The sequence below is a fragment of the Mesorhizobium sp. USDA 3734 genome (genome assembly GCF_056279665.1).
Genome location: NZ_JBWCCW010000001.1, coordinates 1,186,767 through 1,205,097, shown reverse-complemented (window position 1 = coordinate 1,205,097; position 18,331 = coordinate 1,186,767). Strand labels below are relative to the sequence as shown.

General features: G+C 63.7%; 17 protein-coding genes and 1 pseudogene. 6 read left to right on the top strand and 12 right to left on the bottom strand.

The window, feature by feature from the left end:
• Positions 1-10 precede the first annotated feature (10 nt).
• The 3 genes from ACZ89F_RS05690 (at position 11) to ACZ89F_RS05680 (ending at position 3,406) form a co-directional block, all read left to right on the top strand.
• Positions 11-745 (top strand): 16S rRNA (uracil(1498)-N(3))-methyltransferase, encoded by a 735-nt coding sequence (locus tag ACZ89F_RS05690; RefSeq protein ID WP_476090795.1) that lies wholly within the window; start codon positions 11-13, stop codon positions 743-745.
• Between the two features lie 143 nt (positions 746-888).
• A complete protein-coding gene (locus tag ACZ89F_RS05685; RefSeq protein WP_476090794.1) occupies positions 889-2,262 on the top strand; it encodes a glutamate--cysteine ligase in 1,374 nt (457 codons plus the stop codon).
• A 100-nt stretch (positions 2,263-2,362) separates the two neighbouring features.
• Positions 2,363-3,406, top strand: coding sequence for a DUF937 domain-containing protein (locus tag ACZ89F_RS05680; RefSeq protein WP_476097216.1), 1,044 nt, complete (start codon positions 2,363-2,365; stop codon positions 3,404-3,406).
• A gap of 165 nt (positions 3,407-3,571) precedes the next feature.
• Here the strand turns inward: ACZ89F_RS05680 and ACZ89F_RS05675 are convergent, their stop codons facing one another.
• Entirely contained in the window at positions 3,572-3,862 is a 291-nt protein-coding gene (locus ACZ89F_RS05675; RefSeq protein ID WP_109670192.1) for a DUF1127 domain-containing protein, read from the bottom strand.
• Between the two features lie 177 nt (positions 3,863-4,039).
• Here ACZ89F_RS05675 and ACZ89F_RS05670 point away from each other — a divergent pair, with 177 nt between their 5' ends.
• Entirely contained in the window at positions 4,040-4,996 is a 957-nt protein-coding gene (locus tag ACZ89F_RS05670) for a LysR substrate-binding domain-containing protein (protein WP_476090793.1), read from the top strand.
• 186 nt (positions 4,997-5,182) lie between these two features.
• On the opposite strand, the gene ACZ89F_RS05665 is transcribed toward ACZ89F_RS05670, so the two are convergent.
• Complete coding sequence (locus ACZ89F_RS05665) at positions 5,183-6,265, bottom strand: transposase (RefSeq protein WP_123150424.1); 1,083 nt, start codon at positions 6,263-6,265, stop codon at positions 5,183-5,185.
• Between the two features lie 146 nt (positions 6,266-6,411).
• On the opposite strand from ACZ89F_RS05665, the gene xseA reads away from it, so the two are divergent.
• Positions 6,412-7,977, top strand: coding sequence for an exodeoxyribonuclease VII large subunit (gene xseA, locus ACZ89F_RS05660; protein WP_476090792.1), 1,566 nt, complete (start codon positions 6,412-6,414; stop codon positions 7,975-7,977).
• A gap of 4 nt (positions 7,978-7,981) precedes the next feature.
• Positions 7,982-9,100, top strand: coding sequence for a DmpA family aminopeptidase (locus tag ACZ89F_RS05655; RefSeq protein WP_476090791.1), 1,119 nt, complete (start codon positions 7,982-7,984; stop codon positions 9,098-9,100).
• Between the two features lie 69 nt (positions 9,101-9,169).
• On the opposite strand, the gene ACZ89F_RS05650 is transcribed toward ACZ89F_RS05655, so the two are convergent.
• The 10 genes and pseudogenes from ACZ89F_RS05650 to ehuA form a co-directional block, all read right to left on the bottom strand.
• The gene (locus ACZ89F_RS05650; protein WP_476090790.1) at positions 9,170-9,421 is read right to left on the bottom strand and encodes a hypothetical protein; all 252 of its coding nucleotides are present in this window, start codon (positions 9,419-9,421) and stop codon (positions 9,170-9,172) included.
• A 463-nt stretch (positions 9,422-9,884) separates the two neighbouring features.
• On the bottom strand, positions 9,885-10,883 hold the full coding sequence (gene doeB, locus ACZ89F_RS05645; protein ID WP_476090789.1) for a N(2)-acetyl-L-2,4-diaminobutanoate deacetylase DoeB: 999 nt from the start codon (positions 10,881-10,883) through the stop codon (positions 9,885-9,887).
• Between the two features lie 5 nt (positions 10,884-10,888).
• A complete protein-coding gene (gene doeA, locus ACZ89F_RS05640) occupies positions 10,889-12,067 on the bottom strand; it encodes an ectoine hydrolase DoeA (protein WP_476090788.1) in 1,179 nt (392 codons plus the stop codon).
• Between the two features lie 38 nt (positions 12,068-12,105).
• A complete protein-coding gene (eutC, locus tag ACZ89F_RS05635) occupies positions 12,106-13,098 on the bottom strand; it encodes an ectoine utilization protein EutC (protein ID WP_476090787.1) in 993 nt (330 codons plus the stop codon).
• Entirely contained in the window at positions 13,095-14,087 is a 993-nt protein-coding gene (gene eutB, locus ACZ89F_RS05630; RefSeq protein ID WP_476090786.1) for a hydroxyectoine utilization dehydratase EutB, read from the bottom strand. The genes eutC and eutB overlap by 4 nt, the downstream gene beginning before the upstream one ends.
• Positions 14,088-14,092: 5 nt before the next feature.
• Entirely contained in the window at positions 14,093-14,872 is a 780-nt protein-coding gene (gene eutA, locus ACZ89F_RS05625) for an ectoine utilization protein EutA (protein WP_476090785.1), read from the bottom strand.
• Positions 14,873-14,875: 3 nt separating this feature from the next.
• Positions 14,876-15,535, bottom strand: a complete 660-nt coding sequence (ehuD, locus tag ACZ89F_RS05620) for an ectoine/hydroxyectoine ABC transporter permease subunit EhuD (RefSeq protein WP_056588914.1) — start codon at positions 15,533-15,535, stop codon at positions 14,876-14,878.
• 16 nt (positions 15,536-15,551) lie between these two features.
• On the bottom strand, positions 15,552-16,211 hold the full coding sequence (gene ehuC, locus ACZ89F_RS05615; protein ID WP_476090784.1) for an ectoine/hydroxyectoine ABC transporter permease subunit EhuC: 660 nt from the start codon (positions 16,209-16,211) through the stop codon (positions 15,552-15,554).
• A gap of 184 nt (positions 16,212-16,395) precedes the next feature.
• Positions 16,396-17,247: an ectoine/hydroxyectoine ABC transporter substrate-binding protein EhuB gene (gene ehuB, locus ACZ89F_RS05610; RefSeq protein ID WP_476090783.1), complete on the bottom strand. Its 852-nt coding sequence runs from the start codon at positions 17,245-17,247 to the stop codon at positions 16,396-16,398.
• An 88-nt stretch (positions 17,248-17,335) separates the two neighbouring features.
• Positions 17,336-18,129: pseudogene (ehuA, locus tag ACZ89F_RS05605) on the bottom strand (ectoine/hydroxyectoine ABC transporter ATP-binding protein EhuA).
• Between the last annotated feature and the right edge of the window lie 202 nt (positions 18,130-18,331).

Here is an 18,331-nt window from a genome sequence, read left to right as displayed (position 1 = left end):
TTCCTCGGCGATGCGCGCCAATTACAAGATGCAACGTCTGTTCGTGCCCGACGATCTGCGGCCGGACATCGAGTTCGACGCCGGCCAACAGCAGAGCCACTATCTCCTGCATGTTCTGCGGCTTGCCGAAGGCGCCGAAATCCTGGTGTTCAATGGCCGCGACGGCGAGTGGTCAGCGGCCATCGCAGCGAAGACAAAAAGGGTGGTGCGGCTGAAGGTGTCGGCGCTGCAAAGGCCACAGCCGCCGCTGCCCGATCTCGTTTACTGCTTTGCGCCGCTGAAACAGGGCCGGCTCGACTATCTCGTCCAGAAGGCGGTCGAGATGGGCGCCGGCGTCCTGCAGCCTGTCATCACCCAGCACACGCAGGTGGCCAAGCCTTCTATCGATCGCCTGCGCGCCAATGTCGTCGAAGCCGCCGAACAATGCGGCATCCTGGCGGTGCCGGAGGTGCGCGACGCGGAAAAATTCGACCGCCTGCTGACCGGCTGGGACAAGGAGCGACGGCTGATCTTCTGCGACGAGGACGCCTCGACCAACAATCCGCTGCCCGCGCTGCAGGCGGTCAAGGAAAAGAAGCTTGGGTTGCTGGTCGGGCCGGAGGGCGGCTTTTCCGACGACGAGCGCAAGATGCTGCGCGCCCTGCCCTTCGTCACCGCCATTCCGCTCGGCCCCCGTATCCTGCGCGCCGATACCGCGGCGGTGGCCGCGCTCGCGGTGATGCAGGCAACGGTCGGAGACTGGTGAGACTTCATCTCTTGCAAGGGACGGAGAGTGCAGTAACGTTCAATTCCTGTTGACCTGTGGCTCAGGATTTTTTGCTTGATCGTCTGCTGACATTTCGTCCATTTAGCGCCGGCGGTTGTCCAACCGCCTCTGAGGGCTTGATCATGGCGCGTGACACAACCGATTTCCGGCCCATCGAAGGCATCGACGAACTCGTCGAGCATCTGGCCGAAGGCAACAAACCGCGCGACAAATGGCGCATCGGCACCGAGCACGAGAAATTTCCCTTCTATGTCGACGGCAATGCACCGGTCCCCTATGGTGGCGAGCGCGGCATCCGCGCCATCCTCGAAGGCATGCAGTCGAAGCTCGGCTGGGATCCCATCGTCGATGACGGCCGTATCATCGGCCTGGTCGAACCGACCGGCCAGGGTGCGATTTCGCTAGAACCCGGCGGCCAGTTCGAGCTTTCCGGCGCACCGCTGGAGACGATCCACCAGACCTGCCGGGAGGGTAATGCCCATCTGGCGCAGGTGCGCGAGATCGCTGAACCGATGGGCATCCGCTTCCTCGGCCTCGGCGGCAGCCCGAAATGGTCGCTGGCCGAGACGCCGAAAATGCCGAAATCGCGCTACGAGATCATGACGCGCTACATGCCCAAGGTCGGCACCAAGGGCCTCGACATGATGTACCGCACCTGCACGATCCAGGTGAATCTCGACTTCGAGAGCGAAGCCGACATGCGTCGCAAGATGCAGGTGTCGCTGAAGCTGCAGCCGCTGTCGACGGCATTGTTCGCCAACTCGCCGTTCACCGAGAGCCACCCGAACGGGCTGCAGAGCTGGCGCGGCGACATCTGGCGCGACACCGACAACCAGCGCTCCGGCCTGCTGGAGTTCTGCTTCTCGCCCGATTTCGGTTTCGCCGACTATGTCGAATGGGCGCTCGACGTGCCGATGTATTTCGTCATCCGCGACGGCCACTATCACGACATGACGCACATCACCTTCCGCCAATTCATGGCCGGTGCGGCGCGCGATGAGGTGCCGGACGGGCTACCGACCATGGGCGACTGGGCAAACCATCTGTCGACACTATTCCCGGACGTGCGGTTGAAGCGTTTCCTCGAGATGCGCGGCGCCGACGGCGGGCCATGGCGGCGCATCTGCGCGTTGCCGGCCTTCTGGGTCGGGTTGCTCTATGATGAGGCCGCACTCGATGCCGCCGAGGCGCTGACGTCGAGCTGGACGTATGAAGAAACGCTGGCGATGCGCAACGCGGTGCCGGAACAAGGCATTTCCGCGCCGTTCCGCAACACCACGCTGCGCGAGATCGCGCGTGACGTGATGGTCATTTCGCGCATGGGGCTGAAGAACCGCGCCAGGAAGAACCGCGACGGCTACGACGAGACCTCGTTCCTCAACACATTGGACGAAGTCGTGGCGCGCGGCACCACCAGCGCCGAGGAGATGCTGTCCGCCTACCACACGCGCTGGGGTGGCTCGATCGAGCCGGTGTTCATGGAATATGCCTATTAACGCTCGGATTTGACGCAGCCGATTGATCGGCAAAAGTCGCTTCAATCGGAAGTGGAAACAAACTAGGCTTCTTCGGCGAGGATTTCCGGAGGAGACGCCGATGCCTACCTTGTTCGACATGCTGACGCAGGCCCAGAACGGCAACGGCATGCAGGCCCTTGCCCAACAATACGGGCTTTCGATGCAGCAGACGCAGGCGGCGGTTGCCGCATTGCTGCCGGCCTTTTCGCAGGGGCTGCAACGCAACACTGCCGATCCCTATGGGCTCGGCGCCTTCATGACCGCGATGGCCAGCGGCCAGCACGCCAAGTATTTCGAGGACGCAACCCGAGCCTTCTCGCCGCAAGGCGTCGATGAGGGCAACGGCATTCTCGGACATTTGTTCGGCTCGAAGGATCTGTCACGTGCCGTGGCCAGCCAAGCGGCGCAAGCGAGCGGCGTCAATCAGCAGATCCTGCAGCAGATGCTGCCGGCGATCGCCTCGATGGTCATGGGCGGGCTGTTCAAGCAGACGACAAATCAGATGCAAGCCGCCGGCGGCTTTGGCGGCGGCGGCAACAATCCGCTCGGCGAGATCATCGAGCAGATGATGCGGCAGGGCGGCGGCATGCAGGCCCCGGCGCCGCAGCAACGCCAGGCGCCGCAGCCCCAGAACCCGATGGACAACCCGCTCGGCAAGGTTTTGCAGGACATGTTCGGCGGCGGGACGCCACAGCCGCAAAGCCAGCCGCAGCCAGCACCCAATCCCTATGGCGACAATCCGCTCGGCAAGGTGCTGCAGGACATGTTCGGCGGTGGCGCGCCGCAGCCGCAGCCGCAAGGCCGGGCGCAGCCTCAGCCTCAGCAGACGCAAAGCCCTTATGGCGACAATCCGTTGGGAAAGATCTTCGAGGAGATGCTGCGGCAAGGCGGCGGTGGCGGCTTCGGCGTGCCGGGCGGCCAGCCGGCGCCGCAACAGCCTAAAGCGCCCCCGCAGCAACGTCAGGCACCGCAGCCACAGGCCAATCCGAGCGGCAGGCCAAGGAATCCGTTCGACGACCTGTTCGGCAAGATGTTCGAGACCGGCGCCCAGCAGCGTGACGACTACCAGAAGGGCGTGGAAACGATCTTCGACCAGTTCAAGCGGGACATGGACCGGCGGTAGGCCGACAACAAGCGCCATCCCGGCCAAGAAAAGAAAAGCCCGGTCCTGGGACCGGGCAGAGTGCAGGCGGGCCGGCGGGGACCGGCAGGGAGTGGGGGCCTGCATACTTTTCAGTCGCGTCGAACCTCGAAAAGGTTCACGGCAACCTGAACGACAAGCGATAGATCAGGCCACCTTGCGGGCGATGTCCTCGATCGTCTCGACGCGATCGCTGGCGATTTCGCGCAACATCGCCGTCGGGTCGCGGCCAAACGGCACGTCGATGGCGACATGAAGGTCGGCGCGCGTCAGGCCGATATCGGCGAGTTCGGAATCCGACATCTCGCCAAGGCGATAGAAGGCACGGCGATTTTTCCAGGCGCGGTAGGCGTTGGAGACGGTGTTCGCCACGCGCGTCGCAACGGCCGGACGCGAGGTGATGCGCGAGGTCTCGGTGGCGAAATCAAACGTGGTCATGTCGGTCTCCTTCAGACTCGAACGGACGAAACCCGACGATCGGCGCTGGCGTCAGCGGCCGTTCCGGCTTCAATTCACATGCCTTCATGTGGACAATGCGAATTTGCCATCGCTCGATTGATTAATCCAACGAATGTTTCTAATCTTTAGCATCAACACCAGTGATGGATCATATCGATGAAATCGCCGCTCGATCTCGATCAGTTGCAGACCTTCATCTCGATTGCCGACACCGGCAGCTTCACACGGGCGGCCGAAGAGGTGCACCGGACCCAGTCGGCAGTGTCGATGCAGATGCGCCGGCTGGAGGAGCGGCTGGGCAAGCCGCTGTTCGAAAAGGACGGGCGCACCAACAGACTGACCGAGGAAGGCGACAAGCTGCTCTCCTATGCGCGGCGGCTGCTCTATCTCAACCGCGAAACGCTGGCTGCCTTCGACGACCGGCGGCTCGAAGGCACGATCCGCATCGGCACGCCCGACGACTATGCCGACCGTTTCCTGCCGGAGATCATGGCGCGGTTCACGCGCTCCAATCCACGCGTCGAACTGACGGTGATCTGCGAGCCGACGCCGGGGCTGGTCGAACATATCAAGCGCGGCAATCTCGACCTGGCGCTGGTGACGCACAACGACGTACGCGGCCAGTCGGAGGTGGTGCGGCGCGAACCGCTGCTGTGGGTCACCTCGGCCAACCACGCGACGCATGAGCAGGTAACGCTGCCGATGGCCTTTGGCCGGCCGAACTGCATCTGGCGGCGCGCCGCCGTCGATGTGCTCGACCAGCAGAACCGCGACTATCGCATCCTGTTCACCAGCTTCTCGGCAACCGTCATCACCGCCGCCGTGCTTTCCGGCCTGGCGATCTCGGTGCTGCCGGAATGCGCGCTCAGGCCCGGTATGCGGGTGCTGGGTGAAGCCGACGGCTTCGGCGCCCTGCCCGATTGCCGCATCGGCATCATGCGCGGCCAGACGTCGCGACCCGAGATCGTCGATGCGCTCGCCCGCCATATTTCGGAAAGCCTGGACAATATTTCGGTGCCGATCGGCGAAGACACCGGGACATTCGATTTCGCAGCACTTGCCTTCACCAAGCTGCGGCGAACCAAGCCGAACCAGATCCTGCCCGGCTGGTAGGGCATATGCGCTAAGATAGTTTTGGCATGGACTGAAATTTGCGCTTTCGTGGTGGCTCACGCCATCGATGTCGCAAGGCAGGGAGATTTTGGCGCAGGATTGCCAAGGGAGGTTGAGCAAAGATCGCTGCGATCAGAGAGGCGACGATCTGGCGGGTGGCGCGCCACAGTAGCGGGCGCCCGTCGCTCAAGGGGGAGAGACACCAAACTCCTGCGAGAGGGGTTCGGTCACAAGCGCGATGAGGAAGTGGGCAAGAATCCAAGGCTTTGCGATCCTTGGGTCTTTGGCGGGGGGAGCGCGCAGTCCGATCAGGCTCTTCAGACGTTTGAAGGCGAGCTCGATGCGCCAGCGCATGCGATAGAGCTTGAGAACTGTGTCGGCGTCAAACTCATCCTGGTCGAGCGAGGTCACAAGGATCACGAAGCCGGCAGCAATCAGCGTCTCCTGTCGAACCTGCGTGCCCTTGGCCTTGGCTTCCTTGTTGATCTTGCGTCGTGCTTCTTGTGCCGCGGCCTCGGATTTGCGCAAGGCGATCAGGCGCATCTTCAGGGGATCGCCCTTCTTGAGGCCCAGCCAGACAGGCGTTTCGATGACCTCCTCGCGGCAGCTCTTCAGGTGGCCGATGAGATCGAACGCCGTGCCGCTGGCGTCGAGCCATCGCACATTCTTCCACGCCGCGCGCACGAGAACGTCGCCGCCTTGCGCCAGGACCTTTGCGATCCGCTCGGCCTGCAGATAGGCGCGGTCGCCGATGCGGATCTCGCCCGGTATCACCGGCACGCGGTCGATCAGCTCGGCCTCGCTCTGGTCGGTGATCTCGATGAAATCGAACTGCTCGCGCTCAAGCTCGAAGGCGCAGTGCATCCGCCAAAGGCCATTGTTCTTCTTCTCATGCACACCGGCCTTGGCAACCGCCGTCGCATCGAGGATGCGGATCAGCCGGCCTTTGGCCAGGCCTTTCTCCTCGCGCTTCAAAAGATACCCAATCAACTGCTGCAGCCACGGCCCTGCATTGCGCAGCCGGCCGAGCAACGCCACATCCGAGATGTCGGCGATCCCGCTTGCCGCCGCCCAGGCCACGACGCCCCGCATGCCCACCTTGCCAAGGCAATAAGCCAGCGTCAGGCGCAACAGATCAGTAGCCGACCTGACACCCCGCGGCCGCAGGAACGCCCTCGTCTCGCGAGCACTCCCTGTGATCAACTCTTCACCGCCGAGGAGTTCAATCGTCTCGGCCCAGCCGTCATCTACAAGCGATTCGTGAGTCATCGCAGCGTAGAATCACAACCGATTCCCCGCTGCAACACCTATCTTAGCGCATATGGCTGGTAGGGAGGGTCAGGCATGCCGGTTATGAACGCCTGGCCTGACACGGCCACCTTGACGCGGGCGCCCAACCGTCCCCCAATCGGGCGATGAGCGACGCAGCATCCGAATCACGCACCAACGCCGCCGAATACACGGTGAGCGAGATTTCCGGCGCGCTGAAACGCACGGTCGAGGACGTCTTCGGCAATGTGCGGGTGCGTGGCGAAATATCAGGCTATCGCGGGCCGCATTCCTCAGGTCATGCCTATTTCGCGCTGAAGGACGACCGCGCGCGGCTCGACGCCGTGGTGTGGAAAGGCACGATGAGCCGGCTGAAGTTCCGCCCCGAGGAGGGGATGGAAGTGATCGCCACCGGCAAGCTCACCACCTATCCCGGCAAGTCCAACTACCAGATCGTCATCGACAATCTGGAGCCGGCCGGCGCCGGCGCGCTGATGGCGCTGCTGGAAGAGCGCAAGCGGCGGCTACAGGCCGAAGGCCTGTTCGACACCGGCCGCAAGCAGTTGCTGCCGTTCATGCCGCGGGTCATCGGCGTCGTCACCTCGCCGACAGGGTCCGTCATCCGCGACATCATCCACCGCATCAAGGACCGGTTCCCCCTGCATATCCTGGTCTGGCCAGTGCGTGTACAGGGCGAGACATCAGGCGCGGAAGTGGCCGCCGCGGTCAACGGCTTCAATGCGCTGGCATGGGATGGCGCCATCCAGCGGCCCGATCTGCTGATCGTGGCGCGCGGCGGCGGCAGTCTCGAAGACCTCTGGGGCTTCAACGATGAGGCGCTGGCCCGCGCCGTCGCCGCCTCCGGCATTCCGGTGATCTCGGCTGTCGGCCACGAGACCGACTGGACGCTGATCGACCTCGTCGCGGATGTGCGGGCGCCGACACCGACGGGCGCGGCCGAAATTGCCGTGCCGGTGAAGGCCGACCTCGAAGCGACGCTGGCCAGTCTCGGTGCGCGGCTGAAAGCGGCGGTCTTGCGCAATTTCGAGCGCAAGCGGCAAGCCGCTCGTGCGGCCGCCCGCGCGCTGCCCTCGCCCGATCAATTGCTGGCGCTGCCGCGGCGGCGCCTCGACGAAGCGACATCCAGGCTCGGCCGGGCGCTGTCCGTCAGCGTCGACCGCAAGCGGGCGCGGCTGCAAGGCCAAAGGCTGACGCCGGCCACCCTGTCGCGGCGCATCAATGAAGCCCGCACGCTGACCGGCCGCGACCTCGCCCGCGCGCAGGCAGCGTTTTTTGCCATCGTGCGCGAACGCCGCGCGCGATTTTCGCGCACCGCGACGCGGCTGTCGCCGGCACCGATCGTACGGCGCCAGAAACTGCTGGGGGACACGTTGGCGGTGCTGGCGCGGCGACAGGATCGGGTGATCTCGGTGCGGTTAGAGCGCCTGCGCGGCCAATTGAGCCAGGCCGACAGATTACTCACCACACTGTCGCACAAGGCCGTTCTGGCACGCGGCTTTGCCCTGGTGAAGGATGCCGACGGGGTGGTGATCAAGCAGGCGGCCGATGTGGCATCGGGAATGGCGCTTTCGCTGGAGTTCGCCGATGGCACCGCCGATGCGGTGGCAATCAGCGGCACGGCAAAGCCGAAAGTCCTGGCGAAGCCGGCAGCCAAGACCAAAGAGCCGGGCAATCAAGGGTCCCTGTTCTGACACGATGACCGACAATCCGAACCATCTGGCAACGCCTTCCGGCAAGCCGCGCGCGCGAAGTTTCGGTATCGGCTTCGACGGGACGCCTGGGCCGTTCAATGCGATCACCGATGTACCTGGTGTAGCGGTCGGTTATGCGACGCTTATTTCGGGCGATGGCGCGCTCGTCGTCGGCCAGGGACCGGTGCGCACCGGCGTGACCGCGATCCTGCCCAGGCCTCGCGCCGATCTGGCCACGCCGGTTTTTGCCGGCATCTTCAGCCAGAACGGCAATGGCGAACTGACCGGCTCGCATATCGTTGAGGAAACTGGTGCATTCAACTTCCCGATCACCATCACCAACACGCATTCCTGCGGTGTTTCACGCGACGGCACGCTGCGATGGATGCAAAGCGTGCTGCCGGCGGCGCTCGACAGCGGCTGGGGGCTGCCGGTGGCGGCGGAGACCTATGACGGCTTCCTCAACGACATCAACGGCCACCATGTGACGTCAGAGCACGTCGCCCAGGCACTGGACGGTGCTGTGGGCGGACCGATCGAGGAAGGCAGTGTCGGCGGCGGCACCGGCATGATCACCTTCGGCTTCAAGGCCGGCTCCGGCACCGCGTCGCGCATCGTCGAATGGCACGGCCGCACTTACACGGTCGGCGCCTTCGTGCAGTCGAATTTCGGCAAGCGGCACAATTTTACGGTTCGCGGCCTGCGCGCCGGGCCGGAACTCATCCAGCCGGCAGTCCGCGAAGGCACGCCGCGCGCCGAAAAGGGTTCGATCATTGCCGTCGTCGCCACCGACGCACCGTTCCTGCCGCATCAGATGAAGCGACTGGCCCGCCGCGTGCCGCTTGGCGTCGCCATGACCGGCGGCTTCGGCTACCACAGTTCAGGCGACATCTTTATCGCCTTCTCGACCGCCAATGCGAGCGCGGCGCTTTCGCCATCTGGCCGCATCGCCAGCGCCGATTTTATTCCGGACACCGACATCGATCCGTTTTTCGATGCGGTGATCCAGAGCGTGGAGGAAGCGATCCTCAACGCATTGGTCGCCAATGACGACATGACCGGGCGCGACGGAAACTTCGTACCGGCGCTGCCGAAGACGTGGCTGAAAGAAAAATTTGGCTGAAAGCGATCGCTGAAACGAAAACGCGGGCCGAGCAAGCCCGCGTGTTTCAGATGGAATCATCTTATGCGGTTATTCCGCGGCTTTGCTGGATGCCTGCTGCTCGTCGGCCTCGGCCGCTTCCTCGAGCCGGGAGGCGATGAGTTCCTTGATATCGCCGACTTCTTCCTGGATATCCTCCAGCGGAATGCCGACCTCGGCCGCCTCGGCAGCGCATTCCTTGGCCAAAGTCTCGGCCTGCTTGTCGATTCGGGCCTGGGATGACTGGCAATGGACCTTTTCGCCGATCCATCCCCGCAAGAACTCGATCGCGTGTTCACTCATACTGCTGTTCCCTGGCGGCAAAGCCGGTTGGTAATCACAAACGTCGACACCCCACAAAGGATGCATGTCCCCATTCGAGCCGAGTCGCGACCAACCGGCAAGCCGATGCCGTCCAAGGTCCACAGAGCCATAGGAAATCGAGGGGTCAAGAGCATTTTCTGATTCTGGGAGGTCGCTACCATTGGCTGGGCCATGCCCAGCTTTGCGCCACTGTTTCTATTTGCTTTTTTCCGGTTTCCGAGCCGATTTTCGTCACAATAGATGGCGCAACACACAACACATTTACAGTCGCTTCGCGGCGCAAACCCTCAGGCGCGCGGGTCGAAGCCGCCGGTATATAGTGTCATCCTCATGCAATGTCGACTCCGCTCGCCATGCTGCTTCTTTCCGCCGCGCCGAAGCGCTCCGCGAAGGATGCAGAGCAGTTGATGGACCCGTGCGGGGCGGGCTCTGGCGGAACCGCTCAGACGTGCACAGCCACCACGGCCGCGCAGTCGCCGGCCTTGACCAGGCCGGGAAAATGCCGCGCCGCCAGCATGCCCGACATTTTTGCCCGGATTTCCTGAGGAGCGATGCCGGTGCGGCCGGTGGAATGAATACGCGCTAGCACCGCGCCTTCTTCGACGGGCTCGCCGAGATCGACCATGGTTTCGATCATGCCGTCATCTTCGGCGAAAGAGAAACAATCGCCGGATGGCATGTCGAGCCATTGGGTCGAGGCCTTCTCGACCGCACCATCAACAATGCCCGCATGACGCAGCACATTGAGAATGCCGCGCCGCGCGATCCGCACGGTTTGCGCGCGCGACGTCCCGCCACCACCAAGCTCGGTGCTGACGAAGACCTTGCCCATCTCCTCGGCAGCCGTGTCGTACATGCCGACGGCGTCGATCTCGATCATGCGCATCGAGAACGGGGCGGCGAATGCAGCGACCGCGTCGAAGGCTTTCTGCTCCAGCGCCTTGTCGGGCAGCGTGTGGGCGGCGCAGAACGGCACGAAGTCCAGCGTCTTGCCCCCGGAATGGAAGTCGAACACGATGTCGGCGCGGGGAAGCAGTTCACGCTGGAAATAGTCGGCGATCTTCTCGGTCACCGTGCCGTCCGGCCGGCCGGGAAAGCTGCGGTTCATGTTGCCCTTGTCGATCGGCGAGGTGCGCGTGCCGGCGCGAAAGGCCGGATAGTTCATCGCCGGCACGATGATGACCGTTCCGCTGACTTGCTTGGGGTCGAGCGTGCGGGCAAGATCGTAGAGCGCCAGCGGCCCCTCATACTCGTCGCCATGGTTGCCGCCGGAAAGCAGCGCCGTCGGCCCCTTGCCATTGCGGATGACGCAGATCGGGATCATCACCGAGCCCCACGCCGAGTCGTCGCGGCTGTAGGGCAAACGCAGGAAGCCGTGCTGTATGCCATCGCGGTCGAAATCGACGGTCGGCGCGATTGGCGATGGGCGGAGACTGGACATCGGGCTCAATTCTTCACCACCAGTTTGCGCGGCACATTGGCCAGGCACTCTACACCGGTTTCGGTGATCAGGATGGACTCCGTGATCTCCAGCCCCATCGTCTCCAACCACAGGCCAGTCATGAAATGGAAGGTCATGCCGGGCCTAAGTTCGGTGCGGTCGCCGGGGCGCAGGCTCATCGTGCGTTCGCCCCAGTCCGGCGGATAGGACAGACCGATCGAGTAGCCGGTGCGGTTGTCCTTGACGATGCCGTATCGCTTCAGCACGGCGAAGAAGGCATTGGCGATGTCCTCGCAGGCGTTGCCGGGTTTCGCCGCGGCCAGGCCTGCTTCCATACCCTCCAGCGTCGCCTTCTCGGCATCGAGGAATTCCTGCGTCGGCTTGCCGAGGAAGACGGTGCGCGACAGCGGGCAGTGATACCTGTTGTAGCAGCCGGCGATCTCGAAGAAGGTGCCCTCGCCCCGTTGCATCGGTCTGTCGTCCCATGTCAGATGCGGCGCCGAGGCATCGGGACCCGACGGCAGCAGCGGCACGATCGCCGGATAGTCGCCGCCAATGCCATCGACACCGCGCGTGCCGGCATCGTAGATTTCGGCAACGAGATCGCATTTGCGCATACCGACCTCGATCTTGTCGACGATACGCTGGTGCATCGCCTCGACGATGCGGGCGGCCTTGCGCATATAGTCGATCTCGGGCGAACTCTTGACCGCGCGCTGCCAGTTGACCAGCGCCGTCGCGTCGACAAAGCGGGCATTGGGCAGATGCTTCTGCAGCGAGGCAAAGGCGGCCGCCGAGAACCAGTAATTGTCCATTTCGACGCCGATGGTGAGCTTGCCCCAGCCGCGATCCGCAAGCACGCTGGCCAAAAAATCCATCGGATGGCGCTCGGTCGACTGCACATAGTGGTCGGCATAGCCGACGATATTGTCGTGCGCGAGATAGGCAGTGCGCTTGGCGCCGTTGGCATCCTGGCCACGGCCGTACCAGACCGGTTCGCCAGATGGCGGCACGATGACGGCTTGGTGCACATAGAACGACCAGCCGTCATAGCCGGTCAGCCAGGCCATGTTGGAAGGGTCGCTGATAACAAGAAGATCGACGCACTTCACCTCCATGGCTTTGCGCGTCGTGGCGAGGCGATCCGCATATTCGCCGCGCGAGAACTTCAGGTTCGGTTGCATTGTTCTTAGTCCTCGTTTGTTGGGCCTCGCGGCCAGTATCAGCTTTCGAAAATGGTCCCGGAATTGGCCGCCCGCGCCCGGTCGCGGGCGAGCGTGGCAATCGCCGTGTCCTGCACGCCGGTGCCGGTGAGATCGGCGATGGTGATGTCGCTGGCCGAGCGGCGGCCATGTTTTTCGCCGGCGATGATCTGACCGAGTTCGGTCACCTCTTCCTCGGCGGCCATCACGCCCGCCGCGATGGCATGATGCAATTCACCCAGCCGCCTTGTCTGGCGGGCGCTGTCGGCGACATAGAGATCGGCCATGCGCAGGATTGCCGGCGCAATCTCGTTCTTGTGCTCGGCATCGGAGCCCATGGCGGTGATGTGCTGGCCGGCGGAAACGAACCCTGCCTTGATCAGCGGCTCGGCCGAAGGCGTGGTGGTGACGATGATGTCGGCGCCGGCAACCGCCTCTGCCGCGTCTGATACAGCGCGCACGGCGATGCCGAGCTTTTCGCGCAAGGCGGCGGCGGCCATCTCGGCCTTGACCGCATCGCGGGCACAGATGCGTGCTTCGGCGATCGGCCGCACCAATATGAGTGCTTCCAATTGCAGCCCGGCCTGGACGCCGGCGCCGAAGATCGCGGCCACAGCGGAATCGGGTCGCGACAGATGTCTGGCCGCGACGGCCCCCGCAGCGGCCGTGCGGACGTCGGTGAGATAACCATTGTCGAGCAGCAGCGCCTCAACCAAGCCGGTTTTGGCCGACAGCAGCACCATCATGCCGTTGACGCTGGGCAGGCCGAGCTTCGGATTGTCGAAGAAGCCTGGGCTGATCTTGATGGAAAAACCGTCGATGCCTGGCACATAGGCGGTCTTCACATCGACCTCTCCGCGATGCTCGGGAATGTCAAGCCGTAGGATCGGCGGCATCGCCACCGGCAGAGTGGCAAGCGCGCGGAAGGCGTTCTCGACGCAGGCGACGGCATCGAGATCGAGCGTTACGATCGCCCGCAATTCTTTCTCGGTTAGGATCGTCATCCGGCTCATGCGGCACGCTCCTTAAGCGACGGCGCCTCGCCGCAAACGATTGTGCGGTGCGCGTTCATATCGATGTTGCGGCCGGAAAGCAGAACAACCACCGGCCCGCTCGCTTTGACCTTGCCGGCGAGCAGCGCGGCGATGCCGACCGCGCCGGCGCCCTCGACGATCTCGCGTTCCTGCGCATAGGCGTGGCGGATGCCGGCGGCGATCTCATCCTCACTGAGCAGGATGACATCGTCGAGCAGGTCGCGGCACATGGCGAAGGTCAGCCGGTTGTCCAGGCCGATGCCGCCGCCGAGCGAATCCGCCAGCGTCGGCAGTTCCTCCACCAGCACCGGGTGGCCGGCATCGAGGCTCGCCTTCATCGCCGCACCACGCGCCATCGAGACGCCGATGACTTTTGTCCGGGGGCTGACGCCTTTGATGGCTGCGGCAACGCCGGAGGCGAGCCCGCCCCCCGAGAGTTGGACCAGAACGAGAGCAGCATCCGGGATTTGCTCGATCATCTCCAGCCCGAGCGTGCCTTGCCCGGCGATGATAGCGGGATGGTCGAAGGGCGGCAGCATCACCAGCCCCTCCTGCTTCACCAGCCGATCGACCTCCTGCTGGGCATCGTCCTGGCTGTTGCCGACGATGCGGACCTCCGCGCCAAGCCGGCGGATCTCGTCGAGCTTGTTTTCAGGCACCAGCCGCGACATGCAGATCACCGCGCGCATGCCTTCAAGCTTCGCCGCATGGGCAAGCGCGCGGCCGTGATTGCCGGTCGAGGCTGCGACCACGCCGTGAGCCTTCTCCTCGGCGCTCAGCGAAGCGACGGCATTCGAGGCGCCGCGCAACTTGAAGCTGCCGGTGGTCTGCCGGTGCTCGAGCTTGAGGTGGACCAGTGCGCCCAGCCTTTCGGAAAGGCTCTGGGATAGCACGGTCGGCGTGCGCTCGATCTTGCCGGCAATGCGCTCACGCGCGGCGCGAATGTGCTGAGGGGTGACCTGTGTCATGATCATCAATCACGCGGCAATGGCAGCGTCATCAGACGGCCGAATTCGGGATGGGCTGTCTCGTCGCCGCAAAGCCGCAAACAATTCCAGGCGGTTGCCTGGTTGCTGGTCACCACGGGGCGGCCGATCGCCTTTTCCATGCCGGTGACCGCAAGTGCACCGCGCAGCGCCGTGCAGGACACGAACAGCGCATCGGCGCTCGCGTCGGTCGCCTCACGCGCCAGATCGACAAGCGTTGCCGGGGCGATGCGCGCCATCTCGCGGTCGTCCTCGAAGCCGAGACAGGTGAAGCTGGCGATGTCGAAGCCGCGCGCCGCGAAATAGGCGGCCATCGGCCTGGATGTCTCGACCGTGTAGGGAGTGAGGATGCTGATCTTGTTTGCGCCCAGCGCACGCAGCCCACGCACGCCCGCCATCGGTGGGGTGACGACTGAAACACCGGGCTTGGCGGCCTGGATCGCGGCCTCGATCTCGGCATCGCCGATCACCACCGACGCCGAAGTGCAGGAATAGCAGATCGCATCGAGCTTCTCGTCCGGCAGGATCAGGGCCGCACCTGCCGTCAGCGCCGGTTGCATCTTGCGCAGGTTTTCCTGTGTCGTCGGGTTGGCGTAGGGAATGCGCGCGACGTAGACGCCAATCCGCTCGCTCGCCACCATGCGGCGGAAATCCGGCTCGCTGGTGTGGTCGGTGGCCAGGATGATCAGGCCGATGCGCCGCTCCAGCGGGCGCGTCTCCAACTCCGGCCGTTTCGGATAGACCTTGATCTCGGGCAAGGGTTTCATCGGCTACCTCTCGATCTTGCCGTAGCGGCGTTCCAGCCAGCGCAGCAGCACGACCGAAAACAGACTGATGACGAGGAAGAAGGCACCGACCAGGGTGATCGGCTCGATATAGCGGTAATAGGTGTTGGCGACGCTTTTCGCCTGGTTCATCAGTTCCAGCACGGTGATCGCCGACAGCAGCGGCGTCTCCTTGAACATGGCGATGAAATAATTGGCCAGCGCCGGGATCATCGGCGGAATGGCTTGCGGAATGATGATGTGGGTCCAGGTCTGTCTGGCGCTGAGATTGCACGCCTTGGCGGCCTCCCATTGGCCGCGCGGCACATTGTCGATGCCAGCGCGATAAACCTCGGCGGTGTAGGTGCCGTAATGCAGCCCGAGCCCGATGACACCAGCGACCAGCGGCGGCAACAGGATGCCGATGTCGGGCAGCACGTAGAAGATGAAATAGAGCTGCACCAGCAACGGCGTGCCGCGAATGAACTCGGCGAGAAAGCCGACCGTGCGCGACAACGCCTTGTTGGGCGAGCGGCGCGCCAGCGCGATGCCCAACCCGACGATCGCTGCCAGCACCGAGCCGAGCAGCGTCGCCAGGATGGTGATCTTCACCCCCTGGATCAGCGTCGGCATGATTTCCCAGACGAAGTTCCAATCCCACTCCATCAGCAGACTCCGGCCATCAGGCACGCACCCCATCAAGGCCGCGCGCCATGCGGCGTTCCAGCGAGCGCACGCCCCATGAGATGAGCAAAGCGAGGATGAAATAGAGGATCAGGATGGTGGCGAACGGCACCATTGTGTTGCCGGTCTGCGCCCGCACCACCTGCGCCTGGAAGGTCAGATCGGTGAGCGAGATCAGCGACACCACGGCGGTCGCCTTGAGCAATTCGATGGCGTTGTTGCCGAAGGTCGGCAGCATCACCAGCAGCGCCTGCGGCAGGATGACGTGGCGCATGCCTTGCCAGCGGCCGAGATTGAGCGCGGTGCAGGCCTCATACTGTTCACGGCCGATCGACTGGATGGCGCCGCGCACCACTTCGGCGGCATAGGCGCCGACATTGAGGCCAAGCGCCAGCACGCCGGCCTGCAACGGCGTCAGCGAAATACCGGCAAAGGGCAGCACGAAATAGGCCCAGAACAACTGCACGAAGATCGAGGTGCCGCGGAAGAATTCGATGTAGGCGGTGGCCAGCGCGCGCAGCACGAAGAAACGCGAGAGCCGCCCCATTCCGGCGAGAAAGGCCATGAACAGGGCAAGCACCGACCCCATCAGCGTCAGTTCGATGGTGACAAGCGCTCCCTGCAATATCAGGCCGAAATAGCCGGACCACTGGGTCATCTGCGTTTATTATTCCACTTCATTTGCGGTTGTGCGAGGCAGCGGCGACAGCATCTTCTCCCGTTTTACGGGAGAGGATGCCGGCAGGCAGATGAGGGGCAGCGCGAACTTGCGAAGGTATGGCGCGGCCCCTCATCAGTCACTTCGTGACACCTTCTCCCCGTTGAACGGGGAGAAGGAAAAATTACTTCGCCGCGCAGAGCTTGTCGCGCGTCGTCGACATCGCGGCTGCCGCCGAGAAGCCATAGGGCTCGATGATCTTGGCGAACTCGCCCGATGTCTTCAGCTTGGCCAGTTCGACGTCGAAGGCATCGCGCAACGCCTCGTCGCCCTTCTTGAAGGCGGCGCCGTCGCAATAGACAGGCGCACCCTGCACCGGCGCGATGACTTCGAGGTTCGGATCGGCGGCCTTCTTGACCAGGTCGTTGATCGACAGGACGGGCAGCGAATAGGCGTCGATGCGGCCATCCTGCAGCATCTTCACGCCGCTCTGGCCGTCCGGCACGACGATGACACGCTCGCGCGGCACGCCAGCATTGAGCGCCAGCTTCTCTTCCGTGCCGCCGCCGGGGGCGCCGATGGTCGCGGTGGTGTCCTTGGCGACATCCTCGTAGCTCTTGAAGCCTTTCGGATTGCCCTTCTTCACCAGCATCGCCTCGGCATCGCACAGCACCGGCTCCGAATAGACCACCGCAGCGCAGCGCTCCGGCTTCATGAACAGGCCGGCGGTGACCACATCGAAGCGGCCGGCCTGCAGGCCGGGGATCATGGCGCCATATTCGGAAATCGAGGCGACGATGTCGGCGACGCCCAGGCGCTTGAAGATCTCGCGCGCCACATCGGGCGCCGCGCCCGAGACCTTGCCGTCGGCGGCGACCGCCGTATAGGGCGGCTCGTTGGCGATGGCGACGCGGGCAAAGCCTTGTGCCTTGAGTTGCTCGAGCTTGCTGTCGTCAGCCGAACCGGCGGTCGAGGCGGCCAGCACCGCCGTCAGTGCAAGACCGGCAACGCCGGCCAGAATGCTAGGTTTGTTCATTGTTCCCAACTCCTTGTTTCTTGTCTTGCTTTTGTTACGGGGCGGCGTAGCCGCTCCGGGACGACTTCGTCGCCCTGGGGCATGGCGGTCAGACGCGATGTCCGCGGCCGCGATGATCTTCTTCAGGAAGCCTTGCGTGCGCTCCTGCTTGGGATGACGGAAAATCTCGTCGGGTTTGCCTTCCTCGACTATTCTGCCACGATCGAAGAACAGCACCCGGTCGGCGAAATCATGGGCGAACCCCATCTCGTGGGTGACCAGCAGCATGGTCATGTCGGTCTCGGCGGCGAGCTTGCGCATGACGTTCATCACCTCCTCGACCAGCTCCGGATCGAGCGCCGACGTCACCTCGTCGAACAGCATGATCTTCGGCGACAGTGCGAGCGCCCGGGCGATCGCGACACGCTGCTTCTGCCCGCCGGACAGCTGTGCCGGCATGTTTTTGGCCTTGTCGGCCATGCCCACCATCTCGAGCAGTTCCATCGCCCGCTTTTCGGCGGCGGCGCGCGGCGTGCCCTTGGTCAGCATCGGCGCCAGGGTGACATTGTCCATGACGCATTTGTGCGGAAACAGGTTGAACAGCTGGAAGACCATGCCGATTTTCTGGCGCATCCTTGTCAGGTGCCGCTCATCGGCGGGCAACAACTGACCATTGCGCTCCATGTGGTAAAGCTGCTCGCCGTCGATCTGGATATGACCGCCATCGATGCGCTCCAGCGTCATCAGGATGCGCAGGATCGTCGTCTTGCCCGAGCCTGATGGGCCGATCAGCGCCAGCTTCTCGCCAGGCATGACCTGCATCGACAGGCCGTCCAGCACCTTGAAGCTGCCGAAGCTCTTCGAGATGCCGTCGATCTTGATGATGGGCGCTGATGCGGACAAATGAATTTCCCCGTGCTGGAGAAGCCTGTGCCCCTTAACGATGCGGAACGCGCCAAATCATGTCAATTGGGAAAATAATATCATGACAATATTTCCCATTCCGCACAATTCTCAGGCAATCAGTGCCGAAGAGTGCGCCGGGATACGGTCAGGCCGAGCCGAGAATGGGAGCCTCCGAGAACCGGAACGGAGCGTACTTTTC

Excerpts from the sequence above, each read along its gene's own strand:
- ehuD (WP_056588914.1), bottom strand. The coding sequence starts at position 15,535 with ATGGAGTGGGATTGGAACTTCGTCTGGGAAATCATGCCGACGCTGATC.
- ACZ89F_RS05665 (WP_123150424.1), bottom strand. The coding sequence starts at position 6,265 with ATGACTCACGAATCGCTTGTAGATGACGGCTGGGCCGAGACGATTGAA.
- ehuB (WP_476090783.1), bottom strand. The coding sequence starts at position 17,247 with ATGAACAAACCTAGCATTCTGGCCGGCGTTGCCGGTCTTGCACTGACG.
- xseA (WP_476090792.1), top strand. The coding sequence starts at position 6,412 with ATGAGCGACGCAGCATCCGAATCACGCACCAACGCCGCCGAATACACG.
- eutC (WP_476090787.1), bottom strand. The coding sequence starts at position 13,098 with ATGAGCCGGATGACGATCCTAACCGAGAAAGAATTGCGGGCGATCGTA.
- ACZ89F_RS05655 (WP_476090791.1), top strand. The coding sequence starts at position 7,982 with ATGACCGACAATCCGAACCATCTGGCAACGCCTTCCGGCAAGCCGCGC.
- eutB (WP_476090786.1), bottom strand. The coding sequence starts at position 14,087 with ATGACACAGGTCACCCCTCAGCACATTCGCGCCGCGCGTGAGCGCATT.
- doeB (WP_476090789.1), bottom strand. The coding sequence starts at position 10,883 with ATGTCCAGTCTCCGCCCATCGCCAATCGCGCCGACCGTCGATTTCGAC.
- ACZ89F_RS05650 (WP_476090790.1), bottom strand. The coding sequence starts at position 9,421 with ATGAGTGAACACGCGATCGAGTTCTTGCGGGGATGGATCGGCGAAAAG.
- ACZ89F_RS05690 (WP_476090795.1), top strand. The coding sequence starts at position 11 with ATGCGCGCCAATTACAAGATGCAACGTCTGTTCGTGCCCGACGATCTG.
- ACZ89F_RS05680 (WP_476097216.1), top strand. The coding sequence starts at position 2,363 with ATGCCTACCTTGTTCGACATGCTGACGCAGGCCCAGAACGGCAACGGC.
- ACZ89F_RS05675 (WP_109670192.1), bottom strand. The coding sequence starts at position 3,862 with ATGACCACGTTTGATTTCGCCACCGAGACCTCGCGCATCACCTCGCGT.
- ACZ89F_RS05685 (WP_476090794.1), top strand. The coding sequence starts at position 889 with ATGGCGCGTGACACAACCGATTTCCGGCCCATCGAAGGCATCGACGAA.
- doeA (WP_476090788.1), bottom strand. The coding sequence starts at position 12,067 with ATGCAACCGAACCTGAAGTTCTCGCGCGGCGAATATGCGGATCGCCTC.
- eutA (WP_476090785.1), bottom strand. The coding sequence starts at position 14,872 with ATGAAACCCTTGCCCGAGATCAAGGTCTATCCGAAACGGCCGGAGTTG.
- ehuC (WP_476090784.1), bottom strand. The coding sequence starts at position 16,211 with ATGACCCAGTGGTCCGGCTATTTCGGCCTGATATTGCAGGGAGCGCTT.
- ACZ89F_RS05670 (WP_476090793.1), top strand. The coding sequence starts at position 4,040 with ATGAAATCGCCGCTCGATCTCGATCAGTTGCAGACCTTCATCTCGATT.